The following is a 17,904-nucleotide window of genomic DNA, read 5'->3' on the forward strand; positions in this document are numbered from 1 at the left end:
CAATGAAGGCTCGAACAAAGTGAACCCTCCTATGGCTGAAAAAATGACTGCCCCGTCCATGGGCGATATTCGTTCGATGCTGGAAGAAGCCGGACTGGGCAAATATTGGAACACCTTAGAACAGCACATCAGACCCGGATTCTATATGGCTCCAACGATGATGGACGAAAGCGCTATTAAGCTTGGTACCAGCAAAATCGGCGGGCATCCTGATGTTCCTTCCACCTTTCAGTGGCCCTCCTGGAAACATCATCCCATGTCTTTTATCGCTCAAATTAATCTCGAGGAATTCCCTATGAATTTGGTAGATCCGGAGTATCCTGCAAGCGGCATCCTCTACTTCTTTTACGTGTACGATCCGGAGCTGTGGTATGACGACCCGCAATATGATGCCGACACAATGAATAACAATTTGGTTTATTATACCACTGAGACTTCAGAATTGATAAGAATGGAACCGCCAAAAGGGCTGCTGGCCCCCGAGATTTTCAGATCTGCCCTATTGGAAAAAAAGCTTGAATTGACGATACCTGACAGCGATTATTTGACAGAGAACAAGCTGATGAAGAATAAAGAAGATTTAGAAAAATACTCGCTGGGATTCTGGACTGACTTCATGGAGACCTATCGGCAAGGGATCGGGTTTCGTTTTTTGGGCCACATGACACCTCTGCAATACGGAGGCCATCCCAGTGATGAACTTCTTCTGTTACAAGCAGACTCTAGTGACGAGATTGGTATGAATTGGGATTTGTCCGGTTTATTATATTTTTTTATACGGGAGGATGACTTCAAAAAGGCATTCTTCGGGCATGTCTATACAGACCGTGTGGGGACATAAGGAAGGGGGATTCTTATTAATGGATAAGCGGTTGACCTTTAAAATGATTATTTCCTTAGAACTTCACCACAAAAACAGCGGCAATCCGGGACTTTAATTCTCCGTCCATGGCTGCCGCTGTTTTCTATAAGTAGGGAAGTAGAGCAATCCTTTATTTGGACTCCTTCATAAATTCAATGAAGTCCTGAACGATTTCTTTGGATCGGGTATGGTGCAGATAATGTTCCCCTTCGAGTGTAATCATTTTTCCATGTACAGAATCTTTGATTTGCCCTTCATGCAGGGAGGTCCATCCTTCAACGTCTGTATTATTCGCTTGTACAAAAAGAAGAAGGGGAAGATTCTTAGGGAATGCCAAAGCTTTCGCTGCATTAAAATTAGAAGAAATATGTTCCATTTCATTCATCACAGTAGCATTATTCGAGTGTATGTTCGAAATTAGTCTCATTTGTTCTTTTGTTTGATCATCAAATGGCAGTCCGGCATAAGGGTCACCGCTTATTTTCATCAGCAGTCTCATGAGACCCGATTTGTCGAGAAATTCTAACGTTTTTACCGGTAATTCTTCATCCACACCGCCTTGCGTGGGAACACTGCTGTCGATCCCGACAAATGCATTCACTTCGTCTGGATATTTGTTCACATAATCCAGCCCGTAAATACCCGCAATGGAATGTCCCATCAGCGTGTAACGTTCAATATGAAGCTGCTGCAAAGCTTCATGAATCTCACTTACAATATTCTCTGTGGTTCGTTCTTTATCCGTTCCATCACTTAATCCATATCCAAACGGCTCAATCACAACTACCTTGTAGAAGGGTGACAGCTCATCTACCAGCAGCTTAAAATCAAGTGCCGGCGCTGCTGTCCCATAACCGGGCAGCAGTACCACGGTATCTTCACCTTTCCCTTGAATCAATACATTCATCTTTTTCCCGTCTACAGGGACTAACTGGCCATAGGACTGGATCCTACCTTGCTCCGATTTGTTGCTGATCAGATTGACTATAAAAACAATGGCTAAAAAAAGGACTATGGCTATCATTAATCCTGCTAATGATTTCAGTATAATCCTAAGCGGTTTTTTCATCCTCGTGTCCATCCCCATTTTCGCTGTCTCTCTTTGTTTCACTTGTATCTTCTCCTGTCCTCATCGGTGATTCCGGTTGCCTTAACGATCCGTTAGGGTAAGTTTAACCAACGAAGATGTACTCCCCGTGACGGCAATATGAACGGAGTATGAACAAGCAAGTAGAAACGGTGCCGTCCTTTTTTAAGGACGGCACCGTTTCAGCGAGAAATAGAAGGATAATTTATAGCGCGAAGCATATAAATTTTTATATTTCAAAAAAAGCTACGGCGTCACAAGCACAGGGGCTTGAAGATCATGCCGTAACCTGAAAAGTGCACCTGCTAATCAGCCTTCGTGGTGATCGGCAAGGTAACAATAAGGGTTGTTCCCCGTCCGGGCTCACTCTCCACCCGGATGTCGCCTTGATGCAGCGATACAATCTGTTTAACGATGGCAAGTCCCATGCCGCTGCCGCTATACTTACGGCTGTGGGAGCGGTCAGCCTTAAAGAACCGTTCGAATATACGTTTCTGGTCCTCGGGAGAAATACCGATACCGTTGTCGGATATCAGGACGGTCACATGGTTAACATCTTCCCTGATGCTAACATCAATAACGCCGCCATCCATGGAAAATTTGATGCTATTGCCGACCAGGTTCGTCCATACCTGGTTTAATTGATCATAATCGGCCACTAGCCGGACAGCCTTCAAATCAAGCTCGAAACGGATGTTGCGGGCCAGCCATTGCGGCTGGATCGCGACGATGACCCGTCTGATCTGTTCATCAAGACTGAACGTAGTGAGCTGCAGCTGCTGTGATTGCGATTCCAGTAAACTCAGTTTTAGCAGGCTATCGCTCATCTTGGACATCCGGTCTGCTTCATTGATGATTATATCGAGATAACGGCTTCGCTCGTTTTCTGTGATGCCTGGTTGCTTGAGCGCCATAGCATAACCGGATATCGAGGTGAGCGGCGATTGAACTTCGTGCGACACATTCGATACGAATTCTCTGCGCATCTGTTCAAGCTGCTGCAGATCATACATCATTTCTTCGAAGCTGCGTGCCAAGGTACCGAGTTCCCCTTTTTGCTTAATATTCAGCTTAATGCTGAAATCTCCAGCGGCTATACGGTGGGTCGCTTTTGTCAGCTTCTTGATCGGACTGATTAGGAACATCGCCGCTACCAGAATCAATAGGCTTCCTGCAATCAACGAATAGGTCAAAAAGTTTATAATCCATTTGATCATAAAAGAAGAGGAGGAGGAGGCACGCTGCTCTACAAACATCGCTTTTGTTCCCATTTCGGTTTTTATCGGCAGCCCTAAAAGGATCGGATTAATCCCATTCGTCTTGCCTTGAAAAACTTTGCCGGCAAGCACTTCCTTTATTTGTTCCGCAGTCACAGAGATTGGATCATGTTCCTTAAGTACTCCCAAAGATTGCAGCTGCCCCGTCTGATCATAGATTCGAACATAATAGGAATTGAGCTGTTTCATACCACTTACGAACGAGTCTGCTTCACGAATAGGTAAAGTCTCGTAAATCCGGGTAATGTCCTGGCCAAAATCAAGTAAGGTGATCTGCAGGTTGTCGTTCAATTGATCTTTAAATATCCAGGTTGCCACAAAAAAAGCAATGATCGTGCCTCCGATTACAGACACTAGAAACGTCAGTACAACGCGTATATATAAGGATCTGATCATTCGTAAACCTCAAGCCGGTAGCCCAGCCCGCGGACCGTCTCGATACGGAATTCGGGTGTTGCCGCGAACCGTTCGCGCAGGCGTTTAATGTGTACGTCTATCGTTCGGTCATCTCCAGCGTAATCAATCCCCCAGATTTGATCGATCAATTGCTCGCGCGTATAGACCTGTCCGGGTGTGCCGGCAAGCTTATACAGCAATTCGAACTCCTTGAGCGGCAATGTGAGCGGCTCCGCCCCTCTCATCACCTTGTAGGTCTGCCGGTCAAGAATCACGTTGCCGAACTGGATCGTCTGCGTGGAGCCAACCCGGTAACGTTTGAGCAATGCCCTGACACGGGCAGTCAACTCCAGCGGATCGAATGGTTTCGTCATATAATCGTCCGTCCCCAGTTCGAACCCTTTCACTTTCTCCCATGTTTCGCCTCTTGCAGACAACATCAGTAATGGGAGATCGGGATTGGCTCTTCTGAGCTCCTTGCATAACGTCCAGCCATCCATAATCGGCATCATAATATCGAGTACAACCAGATCGATATTCGTCGAGGCGTAGACGGTTAGCGCTTCCTTGCCGTCCGCAGCTTCGGCCGTTGTGAATCCGTCGTTGCGCAGAAATAAACAAACGAGTTCGCGAATGTTCGCATCGTCGTCCGCTACCAGTACAGTAGGCATCCGTTCCCTCTTTTCCAGTTCATGCTTGCTTCCCTAGCTACGTTCCAAACCGCTGTCTGTACCCGCATTTGCGGCACAGCTCCTCTACCGCTTCCCGGCGGGAGAAGCCATAGAACAGATTGTTCGCGCGTTCGCCCTCGACAATCTCGGAGAACGGCTTCTCATGGATATTGCCGAGGTTAATCACACCCTCGCCATCCAGACAGCACGGTACCACCGTGCCGTCGACCAGCACCGCCGCCTGGCTGCGCAGCGCGTGGCAGAAGCCTTTGCCGTCATCCTCCGGCTCATGTAAGGCCGGCCATCTGAACTCGTGATCCTGGTTCAGATACACGCGCGGGGCAATTTTCACCCCGCTGCCGGGCACGACCTTTTCTTCAATCTTGAAGTCCAGATTGAAGGCTTCCTCCAGCAGCGCCAGCGTCTCGCGGTTGCGGCTTTTCTCCAGATTCGTCCGGTTGTCCTCGGTCAGATTCCACAGCCGGAAGGAGATGATGACTCCCTGGGCGGATGCCTCCCGTACAAAGGAAATAATCTCTGACACGTACCCCTCGCGGTTCTCCGAGCCCGCATGGCCGTCAAAGCTGTGCAGGGAGAAGTTCATCTGCCGCAGCGCCGGCTTCCCGAGGATTTTGGGCCCCGCTTTATGAATCAGCGTTCCGTTGGTCGTAATGTTGACCTTGAACCCTTTGGCGTGGGCAGCATCAAGCAACTCGCCGATTTTCGGGTGCAGCAGCGGCTCGCCTTTGACATGCAGATAGATGTGATTGCTGTGCGGCTTGATCTCGTCGAGAATGGTATTAAAGGTATCCAGCTTCATGAAGTTTTTCTGCCGTTCGGTAGGCGGACAGAAGCTGCAGGCGAGGTTGCAGACGCTTGTAATCTCGATGTAGACCTTTTTAAAAGTTTTCAAGTTCCGCTCCCCATTTCAATATTCATCCGGTGCTTCGGCTACAGGTCCGAGGCATAGCGGAGGCCGATCTGTGCTCTGGCTTCCTCCATCACCTCAGCGACCGCCAGTGAATTGGCATGGCTGTTCACGCTGCTCTCGCGATGACCATTCTTGATCAGGCTGATAAATTCCTCAACCTCATAATACATCGGCTCAAATACCTGCGGTAGGGTAAGCTCTTCGACCGTACCGTCGCGGTAGTAGATTTTGACCTGGTACGGCTGGTTGATCTTGTCGATGACCATCGTACCGTTCTCGCCTTGAATCTCCGCAGGCAGATAAGAGTCGGCAATTTTGGAATGCATGACCACGGCATCCATATCGGGATACCGCATGACAATGCTGCCTTCACCGTCCACTCCCGAAGAGAGCATCATGCCAACAGACTTTACAGTTTCAGGTTTGCCGAACAACGCTACCATTGGATATAGACAATAGATGCCCAGATCCATTAGTGAACCGTTAGAATAGACCGGATTGAAGGCATTCAGCACCTTTCCCTGGCGGTAAGCATCATATCTTGAGGAGTATTGACAATAGCTGGCGAAATACCGGCGCACTTGGCCCAGCTTGTACAGGTTGTCTTTGATCACGCCGAAGTTCGGCATATAGGTAGACTTCATCGCTTCCAGGAACAGCACATCGTTGCGGTGGGCTGCTTCAATGACTGCACGCAGCTCAGCGCTGTTGGAGGCCGCGGGCTTTTCACAGATCACATGCATCCCGTGGTTGAGACAGATGAGCGACTGCTCCGCATGCATCGAATTGGGGCTGGCAATGTATACCGCGTCCACTTCTCCGCTGGTCACCATTTCCTCAAGGTTGGTATAGATTGAAGCGCCAGCGTATTTAGCGGCAAAATCGCGCCCCTTCTCCTCAGTACGTGAATATACGGCAGTGAGAAGAAATTCCTCGTTCTCAAGACCCGCTTGAATGAAGCGGTCTGTAATCCAGTTGGTGCCTACGACTCCAAATCGAATAGTCATGAATGATCCCGTCCTTTGATTAATATAAGAGCCGTTTGGGCTGGTTATATGGATTCTCTTCCTGCTATTTTCTCATTCCGGGATAGCGATGTCTACTTTTCAGGGGGAATTTCCGACAAATTCCGCAAACCTATGGTTGTGAAAAAAAGCACCAGCCGATTACATGACAAAACCCTGTCCTTTTCAGGAACAGGGCTATATGCCATACGTTAAATTCAAGCGGCCCGCAAGAGGATATCCAGCAACGCTGCTTATTCCATTCTATTCGTAAAACTTCACCAGCTGACGCACAATCTCCGCTTTGTCATGCTCCACCACAGTCATAAACTGCGGCATGGAGAACAGTGCAGAGATGGGAGCAGGGAATTCCTGCTTGATGCCGGTCAGGGCAATCGCCTCGTCGAACTTGGCCGGATGTGCCGTGGCGAAAGTAATATTCGTCTCGTCCGGACCGCTGAACGCTTCGTAGGCTGCAATGCCGCAGGCTGTATGCGGGTCCAGCAGATAGCCGTATTCCTGCTCGTATTTGCCGATCGTATCCAGACACTGCTGATTTTTGACCCCCAGCGCAGAGAAATCCTGCTGCACCTGCTCAAAGGCTGCACCATCCACCGTAATCTTTCCTTCCGCCTGCAGCTGAGCCATGTACGCAGACAGCTTCACCGCATCCTCATCCAAGAGGTAATACAGATAACGTTCAAAATTGCTCGCTACCTGGATGTCCATTGACGGGCTGTAGGTTCCTGTGAAGCTGCCTGGTTTGTATTCGCCGGTCAGCACAAACCGTTCGAGAATGTTGTTCTCGTTGGTGGCGATGATCAGCTTATGGATCGGCAGACCCATTTTTTGGGCCAGATAGCCTGAGAATATATTGCCGAAGTTGCCCGAAGGCACACTGATGCTGATCTTCTTCTCATCGCTGCCCTCAATCTGCAGATAGGCATAGAAGTAATAGACCGTCTGCGCCAGAATGCGCACAAAGTTAATCGAGTTGATCGCCCGCAGGTGATAGCGGCCCTTGAAATCCAGATCAGCGAACAGTTCCTTGATCACCTTTTGGCAGTCATCAAAGTTGCCTTCAACCGACAGATTCAGCACATTGCTGTCATCCACTGTCGTCATTTGCAGTTCCTGCACCTTGCTGACCTTGCCGTGCGGATGAAGGATGCATATCTTGATCCCTTCTTTGCCGCGCACGCCCTGAATCGCCGCTGCCCCCGTATCCCCCGAGGTTGCACCGAGAATATGGATAATTTCCCCCCGTACCTTGGCAATGTAGGAATATAGTTCACCCATAAACTGCAGTGCCACGTCCTTAAAAGCAAAGGTTGGTCCATGGAACAGCTCCAGCACGTACAAGGAATCATTCACTTGGTGCAGCGGTGTCACTTCCGGCGCGCGGAAATTGCCATAGCTGGTGTAGACCATTTCTTTGAGATCATTATAGGGAATTTCATCATTGGTATAGTAAGAGAAAATTTCAAGGAACAGCTCCTGGAAGCTCAGGCTTCTCCATTCTGCCAGCTTCTCAGGGGAGATCACCGGAATCTGAAAAGGCACCATCAGCCCGCCGTCATCCGCCAGCCCCATCAGAACCGTATCAATAAAGCCCTTAGCTTTCACATTGCCTCTTGTGCTTATATACTCCATACCTCTCTCATCCTCCTGAACCCCTCTTTAGTTATCCTTCATACAGCTGGCCTATAAGTTCACGTTCTATATGCTGAAAATGAAGCCGTGCTGAACCAGCCTTAAGCTCACTCTATATTAACACGTTTACGCGTTAAAGTCCGTTACTTCTGTGTCAACTTTTGTCTGAAAATCTGTAGTGCCCGCTGCCTGTTGTCATTGGTTCTGCAGCTCTTTCCAAACAGTCTTGTTGCTGTACTTCTTCTCGACGCTTACATCCTGGCCGAACCATTCGGGGGCCACAAAGCTCTCCGCTTCCTCCAGGGAATCAAATTCAACCTCCAGCACCGCAAGCTCAAGCTGGGTATACAGGTCAATCTCCACTGTCGTGCCGTTCCAAATACCGGTAATCCGCGTCTTGACCAGCGGTACGGCTTTGACGGCTTCAATCATCTGGGTGTACAAACCCTCCGAAATGTTATATTCAATCTCCTGGCGGCTGATGCCCTTGCCATCCTTGAAGGTGTGTGTGTACGTAATTTCACCCGAATCCAGGTCGGTGATCTTGCGCACTCTCAGCTCCTGCCCGTCCTCTATCGCAAGGTACGTCTGGTCAATACTGTGCCGGGTAACCACCTGTACCTGACCATCCTGAATCAGCCGCTCCGGGTACTCCGGCAGCAGAAATTTGCGTTCAATCTCCATAGCCATGCTGTCTCGCTCCTCTGTTCGTTTCACATTTATATTATTAATCATCATAGGTGCGGGTCATCTGCAAGTCAATGGAATCCGCAAACTCAGTCGAACAGGCGGTCGATAGACTGTATATCATAATGATTGATGATTTTAAATGACCCGCTGCTATACTTATCATTTCGGGTTGAGTCATTGATGTAGATATACTTTTGGTCATCCAATGTGATTCCGAATCTTGGATGACCGTCTACAAAGATGCTAATCCAGTAGTTTCTGGTGAAATCATGGGAAGCAGAGGAACTTAATAATTTCACATCAGCAAAAGCATTCATAATACTCGCGATTTCCGCCGGATCAGTCACAGTGACCGTAACTTCATCTGTAGTTTCCGGCAAGGAACGGATGACTTCAATAGAGCTTATATCCTGCAGATCGATGCGGCTGGACACCCGGCTCTCGAACGAAGTGAAGGACTGCACGATCGTCCCTACCCAGAATACTGCAATCCCGAGCAGGAACACAGTCAGGAAGATTTGCGTCAGGGTTGGCTTCTTCCACTTCCCCGAATGTTTCTGCCCCCTCAGCTTCTCTGTATTTTCCACCTCGTTCATCTGATCCATCCCTGTCACCAGCAGCACCTCCTCCGAAATCATGCAATGCTTCCATTATATACAATAATACTGACACACAAAAACTTTTGGCTGAAACGTGAGCTACTTCTATCGAGGATGTTCCAGACTCTTTTCAGCGGTTGAGAGCAAGTACATGTGGAAAAAGTAAACCTAATCCGTCCGATTCCACTCCCGCCAGAAGTACATGTGGAAAAAGTAAACCTAATTTGCCCGTTTAGCACTCTATCAGATGGATTCGCTCAGATTAGGTCCACTAATTCCAACTATCCGCGCTATGAAGCACTTTTGAGCAGATTTAAGTATACTTTTTCCATTCCCCTTTTCCTTTTCTTCAATTCACTTCAACTTTTTAGCTGCGTAATCCAAAAAATAGGGGGAACCAAGTCTCCCTGGCCTCCCCCTATTCCTATAACGCGGTTTACCCCTCAGCCAGCAGCCGGAAGCATCCGCTCACAAAGTCCCGCTGGATCTCCGGCAGCGCCAGACCCGCCTGCATCAAGCGGTCGCCGCCGTAGACTTCCCCGCTGTCCGCGAGCCGGTAGTCCAGCTCCGGGTTCAGCCCGCTGAGCAGCAGACTGCGGCGCGGCGGGTGCGGTTCAGCCAGCACCCGGAAATAGTAGACCAGCGCCTCGCGCTGGTCGTCCGAAACGAACATCCAGGCCGTTTCATTCCCCTCAAATGGGCTCTGCAGCCGGTACAGATTGCCCTGCTGGACCAGGCTGCGAATTCCCTTGTAATTCGCGACCTGCACCTTCACCAGTTCCTTCTCTTCCGGAGTGAACTTCGTCAGATCCAGCTCATAGCCGAAGTTGCCGGACATGGCGACATCTCCCCGGAAGGACAACGGAGTGATCCGTCCCACCTGGTGATTCGGCACGGCGGAGACATGTGCCCCCATAGAGCTGACCGGATAGACAAGACTCGTACCGTACTGAATCTTTAAGCGCTCCACGGCATCCGTATCATCGCTGGTCCAGGTCTGCGGCATATAGTAGAGCATACCCGGATCGAAACGCCCGCCGCCGCTGCAGCAGCTCTCGAACAGAATATGCGGAAATGCCGCAGTCAGGCGTTCCAGCAGCTCGTACAGTCCTAATACATACCGGTGCGCGGTTTCACCCTGGCGTTCGGGCGGCAGCTGCGCCGAGCCAATCTCTGTCAGACAACGGTTCATATCCCATTTGATGTAGGCTACTGGAACGCTAGAGAAGATGCGGCTGAGCGATTCATAAATATAATCCCGCACCTCCTCACGTGTGTAGTCCAGCACCAGCTGCCACCGGAGTTCACTGCGGCGGCGGCCCGGAACATGCAGACACCAATCGGGATGGCTGCGGTAGAGGTCGCTGTCCGGCGAGATCATCTCCGGCTCCACCCACAGGCCGAACTTCAGCCCATGGCCGTTCACCCGGGCCGCAAGATCGGACAGGCCGCCCGGCAGCTTGCGCAGATCCTCCACCCAGTCGCCAAGTGAGGAGTTGTCCGCATCGCGCTTGCCGAACCAGCCGTCATCCAGCACGAACAGCTCGATGCCGAGCTTCGCGCCTTCAGCGGCGATAGCCTCCAGCTTATCGGTATTGAAGTCAAAATATGTCGCTTCCCAGTTGTTCACCAGGATCGGACGTTCTTTATCCCTGTACTCTCCTCTGCTGAGCCGCGTCCGGTATAGCCTGTGATAGGTTCTCGACATTTCACCAAGCCCCTGTCCCGAGTAGACCATAACCGCTTCCGGTGTCTGGAAGCTCTCCCCCGGCTCAAGCCGCCAGGAAAAGTCAAAGGAATTCACTCCCATTGTCAGCCGGGTCATTCCGAAGGAATCCACCTCCGCCACGGCTTCAAAGCCCCCGCTGTACACCAGTGAGAATCCATACACCTCTCCCTGGCGCTCATCCGTGCCACGCTTCGCCAACGCGGCAAAAGGGTTGTGCTGGTGGCTGCTCATCCCCCGGCGGCTCTCGATCGAAGTACTGCCCTGCTCCAGCTGCCTGCGGGTGAGACGGCCTTCCCGCGACCAGGCGCCGGACAGGTAGATCATGTCCATATCCCCTGCCGGGAAATCGACGGAAGTACTCAGTGCCCGCAGCAATTGCAGCGGAGCCTGACCGTCATTTACAAATTCGACGGATCGTGCAATGACATCCATTTCTTGATATACGGAATAACGCAGGACAACATTCAGCTTGGCATAATCGTCGCGGAGGATAAGCTCCAGAGTATCCGCTTCCTCCTCGGACTCCACATACACCGCAGGAAGTCCCGCAAGCTTCGGCTTGCCCGCCAGCACCCGGTAACCGCTGTAGCGCAGCTCCGTAACCCGGGTCCCGTCCTCAAGCTTGGCCTGATAAGCCGGAACACGGAAATCCCCCGTACCGTACTGCGGGTATTCCTGCGGCAGGCGGTCAAGCGAGCCACCGGTCACCAGCGGGTGCAAGCCTTCCAGATTACTTCCGTGGCGTAGCTTTTCACCCCAGTACACATGCGCCGGATAGCCGTTGACCAGCTCAATGATGTAACTCATGCCCTTGCTTTGCAGGTGGAATATCCCCTTGTCTTCCTTTACCCAAATCGCCATGGACCTTATTCCTTCTCTCTTGTAGGTTTCAACTAAAGACTCTATTCCACGTAATCCGCCATCGAGCGAATCTCAAGACCCTTCGGAGCAGCCGGAACGAAGTCCGCTTCCCCGCTGCCGCGCAGGAAGAATTCCACAGTCTTCGTCTCACCTGGAAGCAGGTCAAAGAAGTTATCCGAGAAGATTCCTTCCTCTTCCGTAGTCAGATATACCCCTCTCGCCAGCACATCACTGGTTACCTTGAAGCTGAGTCCGCCGCTGCCGGGAACCTCTGTCACCGTGAGGTGCGGCGGGGTCAGCGCAATTTCTTTGGTGGACACGAAGTAGTGGTGCTTGTGCTCCAGCAGCCGGCCCTCAGCGAGCAAAGACGCAGTTAACAGAACACGGCCGGACTCCCGGCCCTCCAGCAATCCGTCAAGACCTGTCGTAAACACGACATCTGAAGCGTCCGCTGCCAGGGTCACCGGCTGTGACCATTCCTGCAGCACAGCGCCGCTGAAGTCATGCAGCCGGACCTGTAGCTCACCTTCAAACGCTTCCTGACGGTCAGAAACGGCATGCACCTTGAGGGTGTTCCCGTCCGAGCCGTCAATGGAGAGCAGAAGCTCTTTATAGCTATTGCGAGCGGTGTATTGCAGTGCCTTCCAGCGGCCATAGTAATCCATGCTCGCCCAGGAGGCCACCGGCCAGCAATCATTCATCTGCCAGTACAGCGTACCCATGCAGTAGGGTTTGTTCCTCCGGTGGCTCTCAATAGCTACCCGCATGGCCTCTGCCTGAAGAATCTGGCTCATATAGAGGAAACTGCTGAAATCCTTCGGCTGCGGCAGATAAATATCCATGTATTCTTTAATCAGCAGGTTGCCGCGCCCGTTCTTCTGATGCGCGAGCATCACTTCAGATTCCAGCGCCATATCGCGATCTTCCGCATAACTGAGCACCGATTTCAGCTCAGGGAAAGACTGGAATCCGTATTCACTCATGAAGCGGCCAACCTTAACATTGTAGTTCTCAAAAGGCTCGCTTCCATGCCATACCCCCCAGTAGTGCACATCCCCTTCACCGGCAATCCGCGTGGCATGCTGATTCAGGTCATGGGTAAGGTCCCGCATCGGAGAAGATGCCCAGTAATCCACATCCGGGTGACAGGCGGCTACAGCCTCCGGCAAGATACGATGGAATACTGCTTCGTAATCCTTCCACAGCTTCTCACGGATCTCCGGACTGAACTTTTCCTTCCAGCCCCAGCCCATATTCTCCTCATAGTGCGACCACGCCGAATCCATCTCATTATTGCCGCACCACAAAGCGATACACGGATGGTTGCGCAATCTCCGCACGTTATAGACAGCCTCTTCGCGCACATTCTCCAGGAATGGACCATCACCAGGATACATACTGCACGCAAACATGAAATCCTGCCAGACCAGCAGCCCATACTCATCACACAGCCGGTAAAAGACTTCCTCTTCATAGATCCCGCCGCCCCATACCCGCAGCATGTTCATATTGGAGGCTGCTGCTGAAGCGATCTCATGACGATAACGTTCCTCGGTAACTTCCGTGGAAAAACTGTCATTAGGAATATGATTGGCACCCTTGGCGAAAACCCGCACACCATTCAGTTCGAAATAAAAGGAAGCTCCACGGTCATCCGGCTTCCGGACCAGCTTGATCTCCCGGAGTCCTGTGGTAACTTCAGTCTGCGCCACAGCCTTCCCTTCCTCCAGCAGCTCTGCCCGAAAAACAGTCAACTCAGGTGCCCCGAGACCATTACACCACCATAGACGGGGCTGATCCAGGACAACTTCCTGCTCCAGTGTCTGCTTGCCTGGCTGTACTGCAGCGGATTTCATCCATTCCTGACCGCCGCTGCTGATCCGCAGCAGACCGTTCCATCCGGACGGAGCATCCACTTCCACAAGCACAGTCACCCGTGCTTCTTCCCGGTTCACTACATTCTGCCGGATATATACATCTGTAATAGCAACGGTATCCCTGCCTTCCAGCACAGCCTCACGCCAGATGCCGCTGGTCAGGAATCTCGGCCCCCAGTCCCAGCCGTAATGATACGGTGCTTTGCGGGCAAATATGCTGATCTGCTGTCCCCCAAGTCCGCCAAGCTCCGATTGGTCATTAGGTGCCGGCAGCGCATAGCCCAGCTGTTCCAGCTTCGGCAGATCTTCATTCACTACGGAACGGAATCTCACGCGAATCTCATTTTCCCCGGTCCGCAGCAGCCCCTTCACATTCACAGTCCAGGCCCGGAACATATTGTCTGCTGAGAGCACATGCACATCATTTACATAGACATCCGCATACGTGTCGAGTCCTTTGAAGACCAACTCAGTACAAGCACGATGCTGCCATTTCTCTTCCAGCTGCAAGACCGTCCGGTATTCCCAGTCTTTTTTGTCGATCCATTGCAGTTCATGCTCGTTCTTTCCATAAAAGGGCTGTGGGATTCGTTCATTACGGAGCAGATCGGTATGCACCGTTCCAGGTACGGCTGCCGGCAGCCATTCCTCTTCACCACATGCTCTAAATTGCCAGTTGTCCAATTTCAGTTGTATGTGCTTCATAAGAACCTCCTAAAAGTTTTGTGAGCATAGATTTCCTGTAATCACATCATACAAAACCCGCTACTGAAGCATGGGCATAATTTTTGTGAGCCTAAGCTCCTTGGATCTGCATCATACCAGACTCACTTGGTAAACATACGCCCTACAGTATTGTAAGCATGCGCTTTCATGAATAATGTTCATTTCCATTGTATTTTGTTATCCTATTGTTAGCAACAGACTAATTATATTCATTTAAACAGAATAAATAAAGACAATAAATAATAATTCAATCCATTTCTCAATTAGAATTTTATCGCTATAATAACTAATGTAAACGCTAACAATAAAACGAAAAGGGGACAACGCAATGAGAAACAAGTTATTTTCGTTATGTTTTGTTATCATCATGATTTTCTCTTTATCCCTGACAGGCTGCGGCTCTAACAACAATAATAATGCCGCCAAAGCCACAGACGAGCCTGCAGCGACTACAGCACCAGAAAGTACCGGTGGCGATGCGGCAGCAACCACTGAACCGGCAGCAGCAAGCGGCGCCGACATCAGCGGCAAAATCACCTTCCTCACCAACAGAACTGACATGATCGGCAAAGAGTATGACGAATTTGAAAAGCGCTTTAATGAAAAATATCCGAATATTAATGTTGAGTTCGAAGCCTCCAATACCGATTACAACCAGCAGGCCAAAGTAAGAATGGCTAGCGGAGAGTTGCCTGACGTCATGTTCGTTCCTGCCATTCCTAACTCCGATCTGCCAAAATATTTCGCTTCGCTGGACGATCTTGGTCTGAACGACAAGATTACCTTTAAAGATTTCAAGTCCTATGAAGGCAAGCTCTACGGAATTACAACAGGTAACTCCACCTCCGGTATCGTATACAACAAAAAAGCATTCGCCGATGCCGGAATCACTGAAATTCCCAAGACCTGGGATGAATTCCTTGCTGCCTGCGAAAAACTCAAAGCTAAAGGTATCATTCCGCTCGCTTCCAACTTCAAAGACAAATGGCCGCTTAACGACTGGGTCTACGCTGTTCCACGCGTCATTGAAGGCAAACCCGACTTCCCTAATGAAAAGCTGACTACCGACACTCCTTTTACTATGGATAATGGATACGGCAAATCACTCAGCCTCCTGAGAGAGCTTAATGAAAAAGGTTACTTGGAAAAAGACATCAACTCCACCAACTGGGAACAATCCAAGAAAGACATCGCATCCGGCAAGTTCGCCATGTACTTCCTGGGCAACTGGGTCATCAATCAAGTCATCGGTGCAGGTGGAACTTCAGACAACGTCGGCTTCTTCCCGCTTCCATATGACAACTCGGGGGCTCTTACCGCTCCGCTCAGTCCTGACTTCTTCTATTGCGTTGCCAAGGACAGCAAAAATATAGATGCTGCGAAAGCCTTCGTTAAATGGATGATTGAGGATTCCGGATATGAGGATTTCGCCGGATTCATCTCGCCGCTGAAGGGCAAAGAGTCCAAGCTGACCCAGCTGAAGGAATTCCAGGCTACCGGCGTAACACTGCAGGAAGGTACTGTTGATGATGCAAAAGTAATCGAAATAACCAACAAGGCACAGCTCGATCTGCCAGCAATGGCTCAAGAATTCGTACTTGCCAAAGATCCGCAGACCGTCTTCGACAAATGGAACAAAGCCTGGGCCAAAGCTAAAAAAGATCTCGGCTATTGATCCTAAGATCACACTTTAAAGATAAGATATAGCCTATAACTTCGGCGCAAAATGGATTATCGCCTTCATGATAATCCATTTTGCCATAAATACAAAAGCGCTTTCACGAAAGAAGGTCAAGCGATGTTCGGAACATTATCCTACAACAAACAGAAGACGATCATTATCGTATCCTTTCTGCTCATTCCACTGATCCTACTGGCTACATTCACCTATTATCCGGCGATTACACTGATCTATTATAGTTTTACGAACTGGGACGGCTACAGCCCCGAGAAGCCTTGGGTAGGCCTCGACAATTACCGTGAGGTCTTCAGCAATCCCGATATATTCAAGGTATTCACCCATAACTTTGCATACTTCGTTATGGGCATTGTCCAGAATATCGTCGCTATTTATTTCGCCGTTGTGCTGAACAGCAGGCTGCGGGGTCGCAACGGCTTCCGGATTATGCTCTTCCTGCCTTATATTATGAACGGAGTCGCTGTTGCCTTTATGTTTGGCTATGTATTTGATACCACCAACGGCTCGCTGAATCTGTTCCTGGACAGCATCGGGCTGCATCATCTGGCCCAGACCAGCTGGCTCGGGACTGAAGGCCTCGTTAACTATTCCCTCGCATCCACTGGATTCTGGCGTTTCATGGGCTACAATATGGTCATTTACATCGCCTCCCTACAGGCCATTCCGCGCGATATTTATGAAGCGGCCAAGATTGACGGCGCCGGCTCTTTTCAGACCCTGTGGAGAGTGACCTTGCCGAATATGAAGCCCGTTATTCAATTGAATCTGTTTCTAACCGTTACAGGTGCACTGGAAGTCTTTGACCTTCCGTTCGTGCTCACCAAAGGCGGCCCAGCGGGGGCCAGCCAAACTTATGTGCAGCGTGTGGTCGAGACGGCATTCGGATATAATAATTACGGCCTGGCTTCGGCAATGAGTATCATTCTGCTGTTCTTTGTCGTTATTGTGCTGCTGATGCAGCAGCTGGTTCTTAACCGGGGAGGAGACAAATAAACATGACACACACCAAATTTCGTTTTGTTGATATTATCAAATACGTCTCGCTCCTGATCGGGGTCTTTGTTGTCATTTTTCCTCCATACGTAGTCATAGTCAATGCATTTAAATCGACCGATGAGTTCAACTCCAGCAGCTCCATGGCACTGCCTAAGAACTTTTTCAACTTTGATAACTTTATTACAGTATTTCAACGCGGGGATCTCCTCAGCGGCTTTGGCAATGTCCTTGTAATCATTATAATTACATTGACCCTGAACATTCTGTTTGGGACAATGGTAGCATACGTACTTGGCCGGTTTTCTTTTAAGCTGAAGCCGGTTGTGTTCGGTGCTTATCTGATAGCTACCATTATTCCCAGCATCACCACTCAGGTTGCCACCTTCGGCATCATTAAAAACATGGGCCTCTACAACACCCTGGGCGCCCCAATTGTCCTGTACATCGGCGCAGACGTGATCCAGATCATTCTGTATCTGCAGTTCATCCGCAACATTCCGGTTGATCTGGATGAGAGTGCCATGGTGGAGGGTGCTTCCCTGTTCAAAATTTACCGTTCGATCATCTTCCCGCTACTGACCCCGGCGACAGCTACGCTGGTGATCCTGAAGACGATCAGCATTTACAACGATATGTACATCCCTTTCCTATATATGCCCAAACAGAGCCTTGGTGTCGTGACGACCGTCCTAATGCGTTTCCAAGGGGTGAATTCGGGCGAATGGAATCTGATCTGTGCAGCAATTCTGCTCATTCTGCTGCCAACGGTCATTTTGTACTTCTTCCTGCAGCGTTATATTTTTGAAGGCGTGACCAGCGGAGCGGTCAAATAAGGGGGATGTACGG

14 protein-coding genes are annotated in these 17,904 nt (G+C 50.1%); 4 read left to right on the forward strand and 10 right to left on the reverse strand.

The genetic code is table 11. The features are described 5' to 3' along the window. Positions 1 to 31 precede the first annotated feature (31 nt). Positions 32 to 841 carry a DUF1963 domain-containing protein gene (locus tag A3849_RS08195; RefSeq protein ID WP_074110972.1) on the forward strand — a complete coding sequence of 270 codons (810 nt, stop codon included), beginning with the start codon at positions 32 to 34 and terminating at the stop codon, positions 839 to 841. Between the two features lie 151 nt (positions 842 to 992). Here A3849_RS08195 and A3849_RS08200 read toward each other — a convergent pair whose 3' ends face one another. The 10 genes from A3849_RS08200 to A3849_RS08245 all read right to left on the reverse strand — a co-directional run bounded on the left by A3849_RS08200 (position 993) and on the right by A3849_RS08245 (position 14,342). Then, positions 993 to 1,949, reverse strand: a complete 957-nt coding sequence (locus tag A3849_RS08200) for an alpha/beta fold hydrolase (RefSeq protein WP_074111008.1) — start codon at positions 1,947 to 1,949, stop codon at positions 993 to 995. A gap of 305 nt (positions 1,950 to 2,254) precedes the next feature. Then, positions 2,255 to 3,622 (reverse strand): sensor histidine kinase, encoded by a 1,368-nt coding sequence (locus A3849_RS08205; protein WP_074110973.1) that lies wholly within the window; start codon positions 3,620 to 3,622, stop codon positions 2,255 to 2,257. Beyond that, entirely contained in the window at positions 3,619 to 4,293 is a 675-nt protein-coding gene (locus tag A3849_RS08210; RefSeq protein WP_074110974.1) for a response regulator transcription factor, read from the reverse strand. Before A3849_RS08210 ends, A3849_RS08205 begins: the two co-directional genes overlap by 4 nt. A 37-nt stretch (positions 4,294 to 4,330) precedes the next feature. Further along, on the reverse strand, positions 4,331 to 5,206 hold the full coding sequence (locus A3849_RS08215) for a radical SAM/SPASM domain-containing protein (protein WP_074082816.1): 876 nt from the start codon (positions 5,204 to 5,206) through the stop codon (positions 4,331 to 4,333). Between the two features lie 38 nt (positions 5,207 to 5,244). Beyond that, positions 5,245 to 6,231 (reverse strand): Gfo/Idh/MocA family protein, encoded by a 987-nt coding sequence (locus tag A3849_RS08220; RefSeq protein ID WP_074110975.1) that lies wholly within the window; start codon positions 6,229 to 6,231, stop codon positions 5,245 to 5,247. A gap of 261 nt (positions 6,232 to 6,492) precedes the next feature. Next, complete coding sequence (gene thrC, locus A3849_RS08225; RefSeq protein ID WP_074110976.1) at positions 6,493 to 7,881, reverse strand: threonine synthase; 1,389 nt, start codon at positions 7,879 to 7,881, stop codon at positions 6,493 to 6,495. A 195-nt stretch (positions 7,882 to 8,076) separates the two neighbouring features. Further along, complete coding sequence (locus A3849_RS08230; RefSeq protein WP_074110977.1) at positions 8,077 to 8,571, reverse strand: CYTH domain-containing protein; 495 nt, start codon at positions 8,569 to 8,571, stop codon at positions 8,077 to 8,079. A gap of 86 nt (positions 8,572 to 8,657) precedes the next feature. Continuing rightward, positions 8,658 to 9,209, reverse strand: a complete 552-nt coding sequence (locus A3849_RS08235) for a hypothetical protein (RefSeq protein ID WP_074110978.1) — start codon at positions 9,207 to 9,209, stop codon at positions 8,658 to 8,660. Positions 9,210 to 9,606: 397 nt separating this feature from the next. Further along, positions 9,607 to 11,760: an alpha-galactosidase gene (locus A3849_RS08240; protein ID WP_074110979.1), complete on the reverse strand. Its 2,154-nt coding sequence runs from the start codon at positions 11,758 to 11,760 to the stop codon at positions 9,607 to 9,609. A gap of 41 nt (positions 11,761 to 11,801) precedes the next feature. Then, positions 11,802 to 14,342: a glycoside hydrolase family 2 protein gene (locus A3849_RS08245; RefSeq protein WP_074110980.1), complete on the reverse strand. Its 2,541-nt coding sequence runs from the start codon at positions 14,340 to 14,342 to the stop codon at positions 11,802 to 11,804. A gap of 349 nt (positions 14,343 to 14,691) precedes the next feature. Between A3849_RS08245 and A3849_RS08250 the strand changes: the two genes are divergently transcribed. The 3 genes from A3849_RS08250 to A3849_RS08260 all read left to right on the forward strand — a co-directional run bounded on the left by A3849_RS08250 (position 14,692) and on the right by A3849_RS08260 (position 17,891). Then, positions 14,692 to 16,038 (forward strand): ABC transporter substrate-binding protein, encoded by a 1,347-nt coding sequence (locus A3849_RS08250; protein WP_074110981.1) that lies wholly within the window; start codon positions 14,692 to 14,694, stop codon positions 16,036 to 16,038. Between the two features lie 123 nt (positions 16,039 to 16,161). Next, positions 16,162 to 17,055 carry a carbohydrate ABC transporter permease gene (locus A3849_RS08255; protein ID WP_074110982.1) on the forward strand — a complete coding sequence of 298 codons (894 nt, stop codon included), beginning with the start codon at positions 16,162 to 16,164 and terminating at the stop codon, positions 17,053 to 17,055. A 2-nt stretch (positions 17,056 to 17,057) separates the two neighbouring features. Next, positions 17,058 to 17,891 (forward strand): carbohydrate ABC transporter permease, encoded by an 834-nt coding sequence (locus A3849_RS08260; RefSeq protein ID WP_074110983.1) that lies wholly within the window; start codon positions 17,058 to 17,060, stop codon positions 17,889 to 17,891. Positions 17,892 to 17,904 lie beyond the last annotated feature (13 nt).

Origin of the sequence: Paenibacillus sp. P46E (genome assembly GCF_001909095.1) — a bacterium.
Classification (GTDB): domain Bacteria; phylum Bacillota; class Bacilli; order Paenibacillales; family Paenibacillaceae; genus Paenibacillus_AQ; species Paenibacillus_AQ helianthi.

Coding starts and splice junctions, on each gene's coding strand:
- A3849_RS08195 (WP_074110972.1), top strand. CDS start 32: ATGGCTGAAAAAATGACTGCCCCGTCCATGGGCGATATTCGTTCGATG.
- A3849_RS08200 (WP_074111008.1), bottom strand. CDS start 1,949: ATGGGGATGGACACGAGGATGAAAAAACCGCTTAGGATTATACTGAAA.
- A3849_RS08205 (WP_074110973.1), bottom strand. CDS start 3,622: ATGATCAGATCCTTATATATACGCGTTGTACTGACGTTTCTAGTGTCT.
- A3849_RS08210 (WP_074110974.1), bottom strand. CDS start 4,293: ATGCCTACTGTACTGGTAGCGGACGACGATGCGAACATTCGCGAACTC.
- A3849_RS08220 (WP_074110975.1), bottom strand. CDS start 6,231: ATGACTATTCGATTTGGAGTCGTAGGCACCAACTGGATTACAGACCGC.
- thrC (WP_074110976.1), bottom strand. CDS start 7,881: ATGGAGTATATAAGCACAAGAGGCAATGTGAAAGCTAAGGGCTTTATT.
- A3849_RS08230 (WP_074110977.1), bottom strand. CDS start 8,571: ATGGCTATGGAGATTGAACGCAAATTTCTGCTGCCGGAGTACCCGGAG.
- A3849_RS08235 (WP_074110978.1), bottom strand. CDS start 9,209: ATGATTTCGGAGGAGGTGCTGCTGGTGACAGGGATGGATCAGATGAAC.
- A3849_RS08240 (WP_074110979.1), bottom strand. CDS start 11,760: ATGGCGATTTGGGTAAAGGAAGACAAGGGGATATTCCACCTGCAAAGC.
- A3849_RS08245 (WP_074110980.1), bottom strand. CDS start 14,342: ATGAAGCACATACAACTGAAATTGGACAACTGGCAATTTAGAGCATGT.
- A3849_RS08250 (WP_074110981.1), top strand. CDS start 14,692: ATGAGAAACAAGTTATTTTCGTTATGTTTTGTTATCATCATGATTTTC.
- A3849_RS08255 (WP_074110982.1), top strand. CDS start 16,162: ATGTTCGGAACATTATCCTACAACAAACAGAAGACGATCATTATCGTA.
- A3849_RS08260 (WP_074110983.1), top strand. CDS start 17,058: ATGACACACACCAAATTTCGTTTTGTTGATATTATCAAATACGTCTCG.